Source organism: Halomonas koreensis (assembly GCF_031451675.1).
Classification (GTDB): Bacteria; Pseudomonadota; Gammaproteobacteria; order Pseudomonadales; family Halomonadaceae; genus Halomonas; species Halomonas koreensis.
The window spans coordinates 48,121-64,441 of the sequence record NZ_JARWAK010000011.1 but is presented as its reverse complement, the minus strand read 5'-3'; the positions used below and the strand labels follow the sequence as shown (position 1 = coordinate 64,441).

Sequence of the window (16,321 nt, the reverse complement as noted above, 5' to 3'; positions counted from 1 at the left end):
ACCGCTTGCCTGTTGTGCTTGAGACATCGTGCCGGACAGGGAGGGCAGCGGATGGCCGACAGCACCCAGGTGTTCGCGATCCTTGCGGTGACCCTCGCGGCCTTCGTCTGGGGGCGCTTTCGCTATGACTTGGTGGCCCTGGCGGCGCTGCTGGCCTCGGTGCTGCTGGGCCTGGTGCCCGCCGACGCGGCCTTCCTGGGGTTCGGCCACCCGGCGGTGATCACCGTGGTCGCGGTGCTGGTGCTCAGCCGCGGCTTCGAGCGCTCGGGGCTGGTCGACCTGATCGCCGAGCAGGCCCTGAGGGTCGGCGATCGCCTGATCCTCCAGACCCTGGTGCTGTCCGGCACCGTGCTGGTGCTCTCCGGGGTGATGAACAACGTCGGCGCCCTGGCGCTGATGCTGCCGGTGGCGATTCGCCTGGCCCGCGAGCACGACAGCCCGCCCTCGCTGCTGCTGATGCCGCTGGCCTTCGGCTCGCTGCTCGGCGGCCTGACCACCCTGATCGGCACCCCGCCCAACATCATCATCTCGGCCTATCGTCAGGACCTGGTCGGCGAGGGCTTCGGCATGTTCGCCTTCTTCCCGGTCGGCGCCTGCGTGGCGCTGGCCGGGCTGCTGCTGATCGTGCTGGCCGGCCGCTACCTGGTGCCCCAGCGGGCGGGCCAGGCCTCCCTGGACGCCATGTTCGACACCGCCCACTACCTGGTGGAGCTGCGCGTGCCCGAGGGTGCCCGGGCGGTGGGCTGGTCGCTGCGCGACCTGCACCAGGCCATCGAGGAGCCGGTGCCGGTGCTGGCGGTGGTGAGGGGCGAGGCCCGTCACCCGGGTCATACCTTCCATGGCCACCTGCGGGTCGACGATATCCTGCTGGTCGAGGCCGGTCCCGAGGAGATGGCGCTGCTCGAGGACAAGGCCGGACTCGAGGTCGGCCCCGAGCCGCCCGCCGAGGACGGCGACGGGGGCGGTGACGAAGCCGGCACGGTGGACACCGAGGGGCTCCAGCTGGTGGAGGCGGTGGTGCGCAACGACTCGATGATGCTGCACCGCACGGTCGGCCAGCTGCGCCTGCACAACCAGTTCGGCCTGCACCTGGTGGCCGTGGCCCGGGACGGCGGACGCCTCAACCAGCGGCTGCGCGACATTCGCTTCCGCCCCGGCGACGTGCTGCTGCTGCAGGGCGGCGAGGGCGAGATCGGCGAGAGCCTGGCCACCCTGGGTTGCCTGCCGCTGGCCAGCCGCAACCTGTCGCTGGGCCAGCCGCGCATGCTGCTGGTCTCGGTGGCCATCTTCGCCGTGGCGGTGATCGCCATGGTGCTCGACTGGTTGCCCGCGGCGGTGGCCCTGACCGGTGCCGCCCTGGCGTCGCTGCTGGCCGGGGTCCTGACCCTGCGCGAGGCCTACCAGGCCATCGACGGCCCGGTGATCGTGCTGCTCGGGGCGATGATTCCGGTGGGGCAGGCCCTGGAGACCAGCGGCGGGGCGGCCCTGATCGCCGACGCCCTGTTGGCGCTGGGCCGCGATTGGCCGGTGGTGGCCACCCTGGCGGGCCTCTTCGCGATCGGCATGCTGCTCTCCAACGTGGTCAACAACGCCGCCGCCGCGCTGCTGATGGCGCCCATCGCGGCCAGCCTGGCCGAGGGCTTCGGGGTCTCGCCGGACCCCTTCCTGATGGCGGTGGCGGTCAGCGCCTCCAGCGCCTTCCTGACGCCCATCGGCCACCAGTCCAACACCCTGGTGATGGGGCCGGGGGGCTATCGCTTCGGCGACTACTGGAAGCTGGGCCTGCCGCTGTCGCTGGCGGTAATGGCGGTGGCGATTCCGCTGATCCTGATCGTCTGGCCGCTGTAGCGAGGGGCGAGGGGCGAGGAGTGAGGGGAGAGGAGTAAGGCGAAGGGTTCCCCTCACGCCTTACTCCTTCACGGCTTATGCCGGGTGGTGGCGCAGCACCTTGGACTTGTCGGCGACGAAGGCGTCGTACTCGAAGTCATCGACGGTGAGCATATCCAGCACCTCGGCCTCGCGCTGGCGCATGAAGGCGGCGTCGTCCTCCGTGACCAGGCCCCGCTCGACGGCGGCCTGCAGACGCTGCTCGGGATGCAGGGCCTCGGCGGGCAGCTCGCCCTTGGCGTGGGCCTTGTCGATGCTGCGATACAGCGCCTCGGCGCGCTCCTGGGTGGCCAGCAGGCCGTTGTAGCGGGCCAGGGGGTTGTCCTGGGGCCCGTCGTCGGCGTCCCAGGTGTTGGTCAGCAGCCGATGGCGCAGGGCGCTGTCGCGGGACACCGCCTGGGCGATGGTGCGCGTCAGGTCGTCGTGGGGGCGGGCCCAGCGACGGCCGCGGGGCATCACCACCCGCCGCAGGGTCCGGCCCAGGGCGCGGCTGGGCAGGTTGTCGAACAGCTCGGCGAAGGCCTGCTCGGCGCGTTCCAGCAGCAGGGCGGCGGCGTAGTGCAGCAGCGCCTCCTCGTGCTCCACCCGGTCGCCCTCCTGCCACTGCTTGAGCAGCAGGCTGGCCAGGTAGAGGTTGGAGAGCACGTCGCCGAGCCGCGCCGAGAGCATCTCGCGCTGCTTGAGCTTCGAGCCGAGGCTGGCCATGGCGGCGTCGGCGGTCAGGGCGAAGCCGGCGGAGAGCCGGGCGATCTCCCGGGCGTAGGGGGCGGCGACGTCGTCGAAGGGCACGGCGGGCCGGCCCAGCCCCAGGCCTTGGGTCAGGGCCCGGGCGGCGTTACCGAGGATCAGTCCGGCGTGGCCGAAGAAGGCCCGGTCGAAGGCGCCGACGTCGTCGGCGTCCTTGGCGGCCAGCTCCTCCAGCACGTAGGGGTGGCAGCGGATCGCCCCCTGACCGAAGATCATCAGGTTGCGGGTCATGATGTTGGCGCCTTCCACGGTGATCGCCACCGGGTTGGCGCTGTAGCCGATGCCGAGGTAGTTGCGCGGCCCCAGGGTCACCGCCTTGCCGCCATGGATGTCCATGGCGTCGGCGAGGATGTCGCGCTGGAACTCGGTGAGCTGGCTCTTGAGGATCGCCGAGGGCACCGCCGGCTTCTCGCCATGGTCGATGGTATTGGCGGTCTGGTAGACCGCCGCCTGGGCGATGTAGCCCAGCGCCGCCATGCGCGCCAGGGGTTCCTGGACGCCCTCCATCTCGGCCACCGGCAGGTTGAACTGGCGGCGGATGCGGGCGAAGCCGCCGGTCCAGCCGATGGCGTAGCGTGCCGTGCCGGTGGCGCCGGAGGGCAGGGTGATGCAGCGGCCCACCGACAGGCACTCGACCAGCATGCGCCAGCCCTGGCCGATCATTTCCTCGCCGCCGATGATGGTGTCCAGGGGCACGAAGATGCCGTCGCCCTTGATCGGCCCGTTGAGGAAGGGGCTGCCGATGGGGTGGTGGCGGCGACCGATCTCCAGGCCTTCGGTGTCGCGAGGCACCAGCGCCAGGGTGATGCCGCGATCGGCCTCGTCGCCCAGCAGGTGGTCGGGGTCGAACAGCCGGAAGGCCAGGCCGACCACGCTGGCGATGGGGGCCAGGGTGATCCAGCGCTTCTCGAAGGTCAGCTCGAGGCCCAGCACCGTCTCGCCGTCGATCTCGCGCCGGACCACCTTGCCGACGTCGGGCAGCGAGGTGGCATCGGACCCGGCGCGCGGCCCGGTCAGGCCGAAGCAGGGGATCTCGCGACCGTCGGCCAGCCGCGGCAGGTAGTGGTCCTTCTGCGCCTGGGTGCCGTACTTGAGCAGCAGCTCCCCGGGCCCCAGGGAGTTGGGCACGCCCACGGTGACCATCAGGGTCTCGTTGACCGCGAGCTTCTGCAGCACCAGCGACTGGGCCTTGGCCGAGAAGCCCAGGCCGCCGTACTCCCTGGGGATGATCATGCCGAAGAAGCGCTCGCGCTTGAGGTAGTCCCACAGCTCCTGGGGCAGGTCGGCGCGTTCCCGGGCGATGTCCCAGGCGTTGCACATGCCCGAGGCGACGTTGCACTGGTGGTCGAGGAAGGCGCGCTCGTCGTCGGTCAGGCCGTCATCGGTGTAGGCGAACAGCTTGCGCCAGTCGGGGCGGCCGGTGAACAGCTCGCCGTCCCAGGCCACGCTGCCGGCCTCCAGGGCGGTGCGCTCGGTCTCCGAGACCTTGGGGGCGACGCGCTTGAACATCGCGAACAGCCGCGGGGAGAGCCAGCGGCGGCGCAGGGCGGGCAGGCCGCAGGCGGCGATGGCCGCGGCGGCGACCAGCAGCAGCACGCCGATCACGATGGCGCCGGCGGCCAGGCCGACGAGGCCGAGCAGGCCGGTTACCGCCAGGGCGGCCAGGGCGCCCGCCTCGCGGCGCATCACGACGAGCAGGCCGACGACGGCGAGCACGATGAGGGTCAGGGTCAGCATGTGAGGCCTCCGTGGCATTCGAACACTTGTTTGAATGCCCTCAGCCTAGCCCATTCCCGGCCTCGAGGCCAATCCCTCTGCGCCCGGGGCCAGACGCAGCACGCCCCGCGCGAGGGCGGGGCGTGCTGACATCCGGCGGCGGGGCGATCAGGCCGTGCGGCGCCGGGGCTCCCGCTGGGCGGGCGCGCCCTTGGCCACATAGTAGGGCGCGTTGCTCTGCGGCAGGGGCGCGCGACCGCGGATCTTGTCGGCCATCTTCTCGGCCAGCATGATGGTCGGTGCGTTGAGGTTGCCGGTGGGGATCACCGGGAACAGCGAGGCGTCGACGACCCGCAGGGCCTCGACCCCGTGGACCCGGCCGGCGCCGTCGACCACGGCGTCGTCGCCGTCGCCCATGCGGCAGCTGCCGCAGGGGTGGTAGGCGGTTTCGGCGTGCTGGCGGACGAAGGCGTCCAGCTCGGCGTCGCTCTGCACGTCCGGCCCCGGGGAGATCTCGCGGCCGCGGTATTCGTCCATGGCCGGCTGATTGATGATCTCGCGGGTCAGGCGGATGGCGTCGCGGAATTCCTGCCAGTCCTTCTCGGTGGACATGTAGTTGAACAGGATCGAGGGCGCGGCCTTGGGGTCGAGGGACGTCAGGCGCACCCGGCCCTCGCTCTCGGAGCGCATCGAGCCGACGTGGGCCTGGAAGCCGTGGGCCTGCACCGCGCTCTTGCCGTTGTAGCTGATGGCGATGGGCAGGAAGTGGTACTGCAGGTTGGGCCACTCCTCCTCGTCGCGGGAGCGAATGAAGCCGGCGGCCTCGAACTGGTTGCTGGCGCCCACCCCGCTGCCGAGGAACAGCCATTCGGCGCCGATCTTCGGCTGGTTCCACCACTTCAGCGCCGGATACAGCGAGATCGGCTGCTTGCACTCGTACTGGATGTACATCTCCAGGTGATCCTGGAGGTGGTGACCGACGTTCTCGTTGACCCGCACCGGGGCGATGCCGAACTCGTCGAGCACGTCCTTCGGGCCGATGCCGGAGCGCTGCAGGATCTGCGGCGAGGCGATGGCACCGGCGCACAGCAGCACCTCGCGACGCGCCTTGACCTCCTGGGTCTGGCCGCGACGGGCGTAGCGCACGCCGGTGGCGCGCTGGCCCTCGAAGGTGATGACGTCGGTGGTGGCGCGGGTCTCGATGGTCAGGTTGGGGCGCGGCTTGGCCTGGTCCAGATAGCCCCGCGCGGTGGAGGCCCGGCGGCCGTTGGGCGTGACGAAGCGGTCCATGGGGCCGAAGCCCTCCTGCTGGTAGCCGTTGACGTCCTCGGTGGCCGGGTAGCCGGCCTGCTGGCCCGCCTCGATGAAGGCATGATACAGAGGGTTGTTCCCCGCCTTCGGCGTGGTGACGCTGACCGGGCCGTCGCCGCCGTGGTAGTCGTCGGGGCCGATATCGCGGGTCTCGGCCTTGCGGAAGTAGGGCAGGCAGTCGGCGTAGGTCCAGTCCTCGAGGCCGGCGCGCTTGGCCCAGCCGTCGTAGTCCAGAGCGTTGCCGCGGATGTAGCACATGCCGTTGATCAGCGAGGAGCCGCCCAGGCCCTTGCCGCGCCCGCATTCCATGCGCCGGCCGTCCATGTGCGGCTCGGGGTCGGTCTCGAAGGCCCAGTTGTAGCGCTTGCCCTGCAGCGGATAGGCCAGGGCGGCCGGCATCTGGGTGCGGAAGTCGAAGCGGTGGTCGGGGCCGCCGGCCTCGAGCAGCAGCACGCTGACGTCCGGGTCCTCGGTCAGGCGGGTGGCCAGGACGTTGCCGGCGGAGCCGGCGCCGATGATGACGTAATCGAATTCACGGGACTGCGACATGGAGCCTCCCTGAAAGAGTCAAAGGGGTCTCGACGGCGAGATACCGGACGGGGCGCTCGCCGATCGGGGGCGCGGGAAGGGAGCCCGCGCCCGTGCGATGGTTTTGAGGGGTGCTGTAAGCTTCTTTCACACCACGGCTAACACGATGAGCTTTCCCGGCGACGGGCCTGCGCGAGGGCGCTGTGAACCCTTCCATGGGCGCTACTTTTGCCCTGCGGCGCTCTCGCATCCTGCGCCGCTTGCAGGGCCTGGGTTGACCATCCGTGGCCAACCCGCTCGGCGGGAAAAACATCCACTGGATGTCTTTCTCCTTCCGCCTCGCCCATGGCAAAAGACCCTCGCTCTGCCCCATCCCCGGCGCTCATCTTGCGGCTGTTCGCAAATAATCGATTAGAACACCGACTCGAAGGGCCCCATCTCGACCTGCACCGACTTGGTCTGGGTGTAGTGGGCCAGGGTCTCGACGCCGTTCTCGCGGCCGACACCGGACTGCTTGTAGCCGCCCACCGGCATCTCGGCCGGGGACTCGCCCCAGGTGTTGACCCAGCAGATACCGGCTTCCAGGCGGTGGATGACCCGGTGGGCGCGGTTGAGGCCCTCGGTGAAGACGCCGGCGGCCAGGCCGTAGGCGGTGTCGTTGGCGCGGCGGATGACCTCCTCCTCGTCGTCGAAGGCCAGGATCGACATCACCGGACCGAAGATCTCCTCGCGGACGATGCGCATCTCGTCGGTGCAATCGGTGAACACCGTGGGGGCGGCCCAGGCGCCGTTGGCCCAGTCGCCCTGGTCCCAGGCCTCGCCGCCGGCCAGTACCCGGGCGCCTTCCTGCTTGCCGATGGCGATGTAGGACAGCACCTTCTCCTGGTGCTCGAAGCTCACCAGCGGGCCGAAGTTGACCGCCGGGTCCAGCGGGTCGCCGGCCTGGATGCGTGCCACCCGCTCTTTGATCTTGCCCTCGAAGGCCTCCTTGACCGAGCTGGCCACGAATACCCGGGTGCCGTTGGTGCAGATCTGCCCGCTGGAATAGAAGTTGGCCATCATGGCGGCGTCGGCGGCGCGATCCAGGTCGGCGTCGGCGAAGACGATCAGCGGCGACTTGCCGCCCAGCTCCATGGTCACGTCCTTGAGGCTGGAGGCGGCGGAGGCGGACATCACCTTCTTGCCGGTACCCACCTCGCCGGTGAAGGACACCTTGTCGATGTCGCCGTGACCGGTGATTAGCTGGCCGACCCGGGCGTCGCCGTGGACCACGTTGAACACGCCGTCGGGCAGGCCGGCCTCGGTGAGGATCTCGGCCAGCGCCATGGCGGTGAGCGGGGTGACCTCGCTGGGCTTGAAGACCACGGCATTGCCGGCGGCCAGCGCCGGGGCGGACTTCCAGCAGGCGATCTGGATGGGGTAGTTCCAGGCGCCGATGGAGCCGATCACGCCCAGGGGTTCGCGACGGGTGTAGACGAAGGAGCTGTCGCGCAGCGGGATCTGGCTGCCCTCGATGGCCGGGGCCAGGCCGGCGTAGTACTCGAGCACGTCGGCGCCGGTGACGATGTCCACCTCGCGGGTCTCGCTGATCGGCTTGCCGGTGTTGCGGCTCTCCAGCTCGGCGATCTCGTCGTTGCGCTCCCGCAGCAGCGCCACGGCGCGCTGCAGCACCCGGCCGCGCTCCATGCCGGTCATCGCCGCCCAGACGCGCTGGCCGCGACGCGCGGCGGCGACGGCGGCGTCCACGTCGGCCTCGCTGGCCTGCTGGACCTCGGCCAGGGTGCTGCCGTCATAGGGATTGACGACGGCGAAGGTGTCCCCCGAGGTGGCGTCCACCCGGCGGCCGTCGATGTAGAGGGATTCGGTAGCGTGGGTCATGGGGACCTCCAGATCAGGACTCGAGTGAGAGGGGGGCGGTCTGCGGTGCGGCCAGGTCATGGGCCACGAGCAGCTGCTCGAGGTATTCCCGGGCCAGGCGACGGGCGCGATCGGTATCCTGCCCCTCGGGTGTCAGGGCGCCGCGCAGCCACAGGCCGTCGATCATGGCGGCCAGGGCGCGGGCGGCGTCGCGGGCCTGCTCCCGGGGCATCAGGCGTCGGAACTGATGGCAGAGGTTGGCGTAGAGCCGCCGATCGTTGACGTTCTGCAGGCGCGCCAGCTCGGGCTTGTGCATGCTGCTGGCCCAGAAGGCCAGCCAGGTCTTGGCCACCGGCCCGGTGACCTGGCTGCGATCGAAGTTGCCGTCGATGATCGCCTCCAGGTGCGCCCGGGGCGCGTCGGTGGACAGGGCCGCGCGGCGCGCCGCCACCGCCTCGCCCAGATCGCTGAGGATCTGGCGCATGGTCGCCTCCAGCAGGCCGTCCTTGCCGCCGAAGTAGTGACTGATGATGCCGGCCGAGACGCCGGCGTGACGGGCGATGCGCATCACGGTGGCATCGGCCAGGCCGACCTCGTCGATGGCGGCCACGGTGGCCGTGATCAGCTGCTGGCGACGGATGGGTTCCATTCCGACCTTGGGCACCTTGCTGACTCCTCTCCCGGGGTTCACCTTGCAACCATGCCCTGGAGCATGGTTAAGATAGCCACAGCTTGCCATTTTTTTATTGAACGTTCAATCAATAAAAAGGGCGGCAGGCGGCTTTTTCTACCAGACTATACTCATTGTCCAACCCAAGGGAGACACGCGATGAACAAGATGACCATGGGACTGGCGACCACGGCGCTGGCCTTCGCCGCCTCGCCGCTGATGGCCGCCGAGGAAAGCTGTGAGCCGGTTCGCTTCGCCGAGGTCGGCTGGACCGACATCACCGCGACCACCGCTCTGACCACCGAGGTCCTCGAGGCCCTCGGCTACGAGACCCGCGTCGACACCGTCTCGGTGCCCATCGCCTACTCGGGCATGAAGAACGGTGACTTCGACGTCTTCCTGGGCAACTGGATGCCGTCCATGGCCTCGATCAGCGACCCCTACGTGGAGCGCGGGCAGGTGGATCGCCTGGGGGCCAATCTGGAGGGCGCCAAGTATACCCTGGCCGTGCCCCAGTACGTCTACGACGCCGGGGTGACCTCGGTGGACGACCTGGCCGAGCATGCCGAGCGCTTCGACGCCACGCTGCACGGCATCGAGGCCGGCAACGACGGCAACCAGTTGATCCAGGACATGATCGACGACGACGCCTTCGGCCTGGGCGACTGGCAGCTGGTCGACTCCAGCGAGGCCGGCATGCTGGCCGAGCTGCGCGCCCGGGTGCCGGACGAGACCTGGATGGTGTTCCTCGGCTGGGAGCCGCACCCGATGAACACCAACTTCGACATCGCCTACCTGGAGGGCGCCGACGACTACTTCGGTCCCGACCTGGGCGGGGCGACCATCTATACCAACACCCGCGCCGGCTACACCGAGGCCTGCCCCAACGTCGGCGAACTGCTCAACAATCTCCAGTTCACCCTGACCATGGAGAACCGGCTGATGGGCGCGATCATGGACGAGGGCACCGACCCGCGCCAGGCGGCCCGCGACTACCTGCAGGCGCATCCGGCGGTCCTCGACGACTGGCTCGAGGGCGTGACCACCGCCGACGGCGAGCCGGGCCTGCCGGCGGTCAAGGAGGCGCTGTCCCTGTGAGGGGAGTGGCACGGCGGGCTTGCCATGCGGCGGGCCGCCGTGCATAATCCCCATCCGTCGTCGGGGCCGAGGCCCGCGACGCGGAAAATGGCTACGTAGCTCAGTTGGTTAGAGCACATCACTCATAATGATGGGGTCCCCTGTTCGAGTCAGGGCGTAGCCACCAGGACAGCCCGAGACGCCCGCCCGACCGCCTGGTCGCGCGGGCGTCTCGCCGTTCGGAGGTGCGCTGTCCTGCCGGGTATCCGGCCCTTGACGTTTACAAGCGGATCCGTATACTACGCCCCGTGCTCGAGGCCATTCCCCGATAGCTCAGTTGGTAGAGCAAATGACTGTTAATCATTGGGTCGCAGGTTCGAGTCCTGCTCGGGGAGCCAGCTTCGTCCCAGAGCACCGAGCACCACAATAGGAAGGTCATTCCCCGATAGCTCAGTTGGTAGAGCAAATGACTGTTAATCATTGGGTCGCAGGTTCGAGTCCTGCTCGGGGAGCCACCTTTTCCTTCCAGGTCCGTCCGGACCGCCGCGTCATCCTTCCCCGATAGCTCAGTTGGTAGAGCAAGTGACTGTTAATCACTGGGTCGCAGGTTCGAGTCCTGCTCGGGGAGCCATCGCTTCTCTGTGCTGTTTTCCGTGAGCCGATCCCGCTTCGCCTGACCCCGGCGCAGGCGCCATGCGTCATGCCCCGTCGCGTTATGCGGCGCGTGCCGGCGCGAGTGCCCATCTGCCCGACGGTCGGCCGCAGACGACGACGCCGGGCACGAGGCCCGGCGTCGGTCGCGGCGGACGGAGGCGGCTCAGTCGTGGTCGACGAGGGCCAGCCCCTGGTCCAGGCGCACATAGTCCAGCAGGATCTCGGCGGCCTCGACCACCTGGGCGCGGTCGACGGGCTGCGCCGCGTCCTCCTCGCCCTCGTCCTCCCGGGCGTCGATCCACGTCTCCAGGGGCTCCAGGCCCAGGGCCTCGCGGCGCTGGTTCTCCAGGGCCAGCTGCTCGGCCTCCTGCGCCTCCGCCTCGCGCTGGCGCTGCTCGCGGTTGAGGCTGACGCTGGTGTGCTGCTCGCGCAGCCGGTCGGCCAGCTTGGCCTGTCGCTCCAGGTAGTGGAAGTTGGGGTGCGCATCGGCCCGCTGGCGGTGGCGCTGGCGCAGCGTCTCCAGGTAGCGCTCGGGCTCGCCATAGCGGCGGTACTGCACCTTGCGCACCTGGTCCCAGGCCAGGGCGTTGTCCAGGCTGCTCTCGCCGATGGTCTCGGGGTCGACCAGGCTGGGGAAGCGAATGTCCGGCGTCACGCCGCGATGCTGGGTGCTCTCGCCGGAGATGCGGTAGAACTTGGCGCGGGTCAGCTTGATCTGGCCGTGGTTGAGCTCGTTGAGGGTCTGCACCGTGCCCTTGCCGAAGGTATCGCTGCCCACCACCAGGCCGCGGCCGTAGTCCTGGATGGCGCCGGCGAAGATCTCCGAGGCCGAGGCCGAGAGGCGGTTGACCAGCACCGTCAGCGGGCCGTCGTAGAGGGTGCCGCTCTCGGTGTCGCCGTACAGGCTGATGCGGCCCCGGGCGTCGCGCACCTGGACGGTGGGGCCGCGGTCGATGAACAGCCCGATCAACGAGTTGGCCTCCTGCAGGGCGCCGCCGCCATTGTCGCGCAGGTCCAGCACGATACCTTCCACGCCTTCTTCCACCAGGCGCTCGACCTCGGCGGCCACGTCGCGGGTGGTGCTGCGGTAGTCCTCCTCGCCGGCCTGCCAGGCGTCGAAGTCCACGTAGAAGGTCGGTACCTCGATGAGGCCCAGGCGGTGCACGCCGTCGCTGCGTTCCACCTCGAGGACCTCGCCCTGGGCGGCCTGATCCTCGAGCTTGACCGTGTCCCGGGTGATTTCGACCACCTCGGAGCGGGTCATGTCGACGGCCTGGGCGGGCACCACGTCGAGGCGCACCACCGAGCCCTTGGGGCCGCGGATCATGTCGACCACGTCGTCCAGGCGCATGCCCACCACATTGGTGATCTCGCCGTCCTCCTGGCCGACGCCGACGATGCGGTCGGCCGGCTCGAGCACGCCGGCCCGCTCCGCCGGGCCGCCGGGCACCAGGCTGGCGACCTTGACGTACTCGCCGTCGGCCTGCAGCAGGGCGCCGATGCCCTCCAGCGACAGACGCATCTGGATGTCGAAGGATTCGCTCTGGCGCGGCGAGAGGTACTCGCTGTGGGGATCGATGCTGCCGGTCACCGCGGCCATGAGCAGGCCGAAGACGTCCTCCTCGTTGGTCTGGCGCAGGCGGGTCAGCTGGCCCTGGTAGCGCTCGCGCAGGGTCTCCTCGATGGCCTCGGGCGCCTGGTCGCCGATCGACAGCGTCAGGGCGGCGTTCTTCAGGCGCTTGGTCCACAGGGTGTCCAGGGCGGCCTCGTCGGTGGGCCAGGGAGCGTCCTCGCGATCCAGGGCCATGCGCTGATCGCCGTCGAAGCGGAAGTCGAGCCCCTCGTCGAGGCGCGCGAGCAGCCACTCGAGGCGCGACTCGGCGCGTTCGTGGTAGCGGCGATAGAGGGCGAAGGGGCGGGCCAGGTCGCCGTCCAGGACGGCGTCGTCGAGGGTGGTGGCCAGGTCCTCGAAGGCCGCGATGTCGCGGCGCAGCAGATAGGCGCGCTGGCCGTCCAGCAGGTCCAGGTAGCGGTCGAAGGCCTGTCGCGACCAGGCATCGTCGAGGCGGATCTCGGCGTAGTGGCCGTAGCGCAGCGATTCGGCCACTTCCACGGCGGCCTGGCGCTGGGCGTCGGTAGGCGCGATCGCCGCCAGGGCCGGCCCCGTCCCCAGCAGCAGGGCCAGGGCCGCCGCCCGCCCCAGGGTCACAAACAGGCTCATCGGTGAAGCACTCCCGGATTCATGTACACTCTACCGTCCAGACTGCGATTCGCGTCGCGAGTTGCATGGACGAAGCCTGCATTGTAGCAGCTCGCCCCCGTTCCCAAGACCCCAGGATCCGCACTAGAGGAGCTTCATGTCCCAGGATGCCCGACTCGAGCGGCTGCTCGACTTCCTGCGCCGCTCGCCCACGCCCTGGCACGCCACCGCCAACATGGCCGCGCGCCTCGAGGCCGCCGGCTATCGACGCCTCGACGAGACCCAGGCCTGGCGGCTGTCCCCCGGCGAGAAGGTCTACGTCACCCGTAACGATTCCTCGCTGGTCGCCCTCCAGCTGCCCCGGGAGCCGCTGACGGCGCTGCGCATGATCGGCGCCCACACCGACAGCCCGGGCCTGCGCCTCAAGCCCCAGGCGGCGCAGACCGCCGCCGGCTGGCTGCAGCTCGGCGTCGAGGTCTATGGCGGCGCCCTGCTGGCCCCCTGGTTCGACCGCGACCTGGGGCTCGCCGGCCGGGTCCATGTGCGCCATCCCGACGGCCGGCTGGAGGGCGTGCTGCTCAACGTCGACCGAGCGGTGGCGATCATCCCCAGCCTGGCCATCCATCTGGATCGCGAGGCCAACAACGGGCGCGCCATCAACGCCCAGACCGAGATGCCGCCGGTCTTCCTCCAGGGCGGCGAGGGAGCCGACCTGGATCGCCTGCTGCGCGGCTGGCTGGCCGCCGAGCACGACCTGACGGACATCGAGGTGGTGGACTTCGAGCTGGCCTTCCACGACATGCAGCCGCCGGCCCGGGTCGGCGTCGAGGGCGAGCTGATCGCCAGCGCGCGGCTGGACAACCTGCTGTCCTGCTTCATCGGCCTGGAGGCGTTGCTGGAGAGTGACGGGACCCAGGGGGCGGTGCTGGTGGCCAACGACCACGAGGAGGTCGGCAGCGCCAGCGCCTGCGGCGCCCAGGGGCCCTTCCTCGGCGACGTGCTGCGCCGGGTCTGCGCCCAGCTGGGCGAGGGGGGCGGCGAGGAGGACTACCTGCGCCTGATCCAGGCCTCGCGGATGATCTCCTGCGACAACGCCCATGCGCTGCACCCGAACTTCCGCGACAAGCATGACGCCGCCCACGGGCCGGCGCTCAACGCGGGCCCGGTGATCAAGGTCAACGCCAACCAGCGCTACGCCACCAACAGCGCGACCTCGGCGCTGTTCAAGGCGCTGTGCCGCGAGGCCGAGGTGCCGGTGCAAACCTTCGTGACCCGCGCCGACATGGGCTGCGGCAGCACCATCGGCCCGATCACCGCCACCGAGCTCGGCGTGCCCACCCTGGACGTGGGGGTGCCCCAGTGGGCCATGCACTCGATCCGCGAGACCGCGGGCAGCCAGGACGTGGCGCACCTGACCCGGGTGCTGACCGCCTTCGTCGACCGCCGCGAGTTGCCCTGAGGTCGGGGGCGAGGAGCGAGGCGCAAGGAGTGAGGTGTAAGGGGTAGGGAGTGAGCCATCATGCTGCCTCGCCCCTCGCCCCTCGCCCCTCGCCCCTCGCCCCTCGCCCCTCGCCCCTCGCCCCTCGCCCCTAATACGCAAAAAGCCCGCCTGGCGAACCAGGCGGGCTTTTCGGTATCTGGTGGCTACGCCCTGACTCGAACAGGGGACCCCATCATTATGAGTGATGTGCTCTAACCAACTGAGCTACGTAGCCGGACAACGGGGGCGAATATTACCGGTGACGCCCCCAGCCGTCAAGAACTTGAGCCTCAGACGTTGAAGCGGAAGTGGATGACGTCGCCATCCTGGACGATGTAGTCCTTGCCCTCCAGGCGCCACTTGCCGGCGTCCTTGGCGCCCTGTTCGCCTCCCAGGGTCACGAAGTCGTCGTAGGCCACCACCTCCGCGCGGATGAAGCCCTTCTGGAAGTCGGTGTGGATCACCCCGGCGGCCTCGGGGGCGGTGGCGCCCTGCCGGACGGTCCAGGCGCGGACTTCCTTCACCCCGGCGGTGAAGTAGGTCTGCAGGCCGAGCAGCTCGTAGCCGGCGCGGATCACCCGATCCAGGCCGGGTTCTTCCATGCCCATCTCGTCGAGGAACATGGCGCGTTCCTCGTCGTCCAGCTCGGCGATCTCGGCCTCGATCTGGTTGCACACCGGCACCACCACCGCGCCTTCCTCGGCGGCGATCTCGTGGACGGTGTCCAGGTAGGGGTTGTCCGCGAAGCCGTCCTCGTTGACGTTGGCGATGTACATGGTCGGCTTGAGGGTCAGGAAGCCGAAGCTCTTGAGCTGGCGCTTCTCGTCGTCGTCGAGGCCGAAGCTGCGCAGCGGCTGGCCCTCGGCCAGGTGCGGCTGGATGCGGTCGAGGATCGCCTTGGTGGCGATGGCCTCCTTGTCGCCGCCCTTGACGACCCGGGCCAGGCGCTGGATGGCGCGCTCCACGGTGTCCAGATCGGCCAGGGCCAGCTCCAGGTTGATGGTCTCGATATCGGCCCGGGGATCGACCTGGTTGGCCACGTGGATGACGTTGTCGTTCTCGAAGCAGCGCACCACGTGGGCGATGGCCTGGGTCTCGCGGATGTTGGCCAGGAACTGGTTGCCCAGGCCCTCGCCCTTGGAGGCGCCCGCCACCAAGCCGGCGATGTCGACGAACTCCATGGTGGTGGGGATGACCTTCTCGGGCTTGACGATCTCGGCGAGCCGGTCGAGCCGCGGATCCGGCATCGGCACGATGCCGACGTTGGGCTCGATGGTGCAGAAGGGGAAGTTCTCGGCGTCGATGCCCGACTTGGTCAGGGCATTGAAGAGGGTGGACTTGCCCACGTTGGGCAGGCCGACGATACCGCAGTTGAAACCCATGGGATCTTCCTGGAAAGAGAGTTCGATGGTGGCGATTGGCCGGTATTCTACTCGACATGAGCGGTAAGCCATAAGCTTTAAGCCGTAAGAAAACCCGCTCGGCGCGGTGGGGTAACTTACGGCTTATCGCTTACAGCTTACGGCTGGCTTTTCCGCCTCAGGCGGAAAAGCTGTGCAGCCGCTGCATGGCCTTCGTCCAGTCGCCGCTGACGGCCTGGGGCAGGGTGGCCAGGCACTCGTCGATGGCCGCGTCGATGGCGATGCGTTCGCCCTTGCCGGGGCGGCCCAGCACGTAGGGGGTCACCTGGCGGGCGTCGCCGGGATGGCCGATGCCGATGCGCAGGCGATGAAAGCCCTTGTCGTTGCCCAGGGCGCGGACGATGTCGCGCAGGCCGTTGTGGCCGCCGTGGCCGCCCCCGGTCTTGTAGCGGGCCGTGCCGGGCGACAGGTCCAGCTCGTCGTGGGCCACCAGCAGCTCGTCGGGGGCGAGCTTGAAGAACTTCGTCAGCGCCGCCACGGCGCCGCCGCTGCGGTTCATGAAGGTGGTGGGCTCGAGCAGGTGGATGTCCTCGCCGTCCAGCCGGATGCGGGCGTAGCGCCCCAGGAACTTCTTCTCCGGGCGCAGCTCTCCGCCGGTCTGGCGCAGCAGGGCCTCGAGCAGCCAGGCACCGGCATTGTGGCGGGTGGCCTCGTAGTCCGGGCCGGGGTTGGCCAGTCCGATGATGGCTTTGACCTGACGCATCTTCACTGCCTCCACTGGAGCCGCCGACCCGAGTCGGGGTCGCGCCGGCGGCGGGCCCAAAAAAAATCAA

Annotated in this window: 10 protein-coding genes and 5 tRNA genes; 7 read left to right on the top strand and 8 right to left on the bottom strand. The window is 69.5% G+C overall.

Annotated elements, in window-relative coordinates; all coding sequences use genetic code 11:
• Positions 1 to 51 precede the first annotated feature (51 nt).
• On the top strand, positions 52 to 1,848 hold the full coding sequence (locus tag QC818_RS12900; protein WP_309653274.1) for an SLC13 family permease: 1,797 nt from the start codon (positions 52 to 54) through the stop codon (positions 1,846 to 1,848).
• A 75-nt stretch (positions 1,849 to 1,923) separates the two neighbouring features.
• Here QC818_RS12900 and QC818_RS12895 read toward each other — a convergent pair whose 3' ends face one another.
• From QC818_RS12895 to betI, 4 genes are all read right to left on the bottom strand, one after another.
• Complete coding sequence (locus QC818_RS12895; protein ID WP_309653273.1) at positions 1,924 to 4,371, bottom strand: acyl-CoA dehydrogenase; 2,448 nt, start codon at positions 4,369 to 4,371, stop codon at positions 1,924 to 1,926.
• Positions 4,372 to 4,518: 147 nt separating this feature from the next.
• Positions 4,519 to 6,210 (bottom strand): choline dehydrogenase, encoded by a 1,692-nt coding sequence (gene betA / locus QC818_RS12890; RefSeq protein WP_309653272.1) that lies wholly within the window; start codon positions 6,208 to 6,210, stop codon positions 4,519 to 4,521.
• 390 nt (positions 6,211 to 6,600) lie between these two features.
• A complete protein-coding gene (betB, locus tag QC818_RS12885) occupies positions 6,601 to 8,067 on the bottom strand; it encodes a betaine-aldehyde dehydrogenase (RefSeq protein WP_309653271.1) in 1,467 nt (488 codons plus the stop codon).
• 13 nt (positions 8,068 to 8,080) lie between these two features.
• Positions 8,081 to 8,710 carry a transcriptional regulator BetI gene (gene betI / locus QC818_RS12880; RefSeq protein WP_309653270.1) on the bottom strand — a complete coding sequence of 210 codons (630 nt, stop codon included), beginning with the start codon at positions 8,708 to 8,710 and terminating at the stop codon, positions 8,081 to 8,083.
• 165 nt (positions 8,711 to 8,875) lie between these two features.
• On the opposite strand from betI, the gene QC818_RS12875 reads away from it, so the two are divergent.
• The 5 genes from QC818_RS12875 (at position 8,876) to QC818_RS12855 (ending at position 10,424) form a co-directional block, all read left to right on the top strand.
• Entirely contained in the window at positions 8,876 to 9,814 is a 939-nt protein-coding gene (locus QC818_RS12875; RefSeq protein WP_374710090.1) for a choline ABC transporter substrate-binding protein, read from the top strand.
• An 89-nt stretch (positions 9,815 to 9,903) separates the two neighbouring features.
• Positions 9,904 to 9,980 (top strand) — tRNA-Met (locus QC818_RS12870).
• A 135-nt stretch (positions 9,981 to 10,115) separates the two neighbouring features.
• Positions 10,116 to 10,191: transfer RNA gene (locus QC818_RS12865), tRNA-Asn, on the top strand.
• 41 nt (positions 10,192 to 10,232) lie between these two features.
• Positions 10,233 to 10,308: transfer RNA gene (locus QC818_RS12860), tRNA-Asn, on the top strand.
• A gap of 40 nt (positions 10,309 to 10,348) precedes the next feature.
• Positions 10,349 to 10,424 (top strand) — tRNA-Asn (locus QC818_RS12855).
• A gap of 186 nt (positions 10,425 to 10,610) precedes the next feature.
• Here QC818_RS12855 and QC818_RS12850 read toward each other — a convergent pair.
• Positions 10,611 to 12,668: a carboxy terminal-processing peptidase gene (locus QC818_RS12850; protein WP_309653269.1), complete on the bottom strand. Its 2,058-nt coding sequence runs from the start codon at positions 12,666 to 12,668 to the stop codon at positions 10,611 to 10,613.
• Positions 12,669 to 12,804: 136 nt separating this feature from the next.
• On the opposite strand from QC818_RS12850, the gene QC818_RS12845 reads away from it, so the two are divergent.
• Positions 12,805 to 14,106 (top strand): M18 family aminopeptidase, encoded by a 1,302-nt coding sequence (locus tag QC818_RS12845; RefSeq protein ID WP_309653268.1) that lies wholly within the window; start codon positions 12,805 to 12,807, stop codon positions 14,104 to 14,106.
• 179 nt (positions 14,107 to 14,285) lie between these two features.
• On the opposite strand, the gene QC818_RS12840 is transcribed toward QC818_RS12845, so the two are convergent.
• From QC818_RS12840 to pth, 3 genes are all read right to left on the bottom strand, one after another.
• Positions 14,286 to 14,362 (bottom strand) — tRNA-Met (locus tag QC818_RS12840).
• Positions 14,363 to 14,417: 55 nt separating this feature from the next.
• Complete coding sequence (gene ychF / locus QC818_RS12835) at positions 14,418 to 15,509, bottom strand: redox-regulated ATPase YchF (protein ID WP_309653267.1); 1,092 nt, start codon at positions 15,507 to 15,509, stop codon at positions 14,418 to 14,420.
• Positions 15,510 to 15,666: 157 nt separating this feature from the next.
• Positions 15,667 to 16,251 (bottom strand): aminoacyl-tRNA hydrolase, encoded by a 585-nt coding sequence (pth, locus tag QC818_RS12830; RefSeq protein WP_309653266.1) that lies wholly within the window; start codon positions 16,249 to 16,251, stop codon positions 15,667 to 15,669.
• Positions 16,252 to 16,321 lie beyond the last annotated feature (70 nt).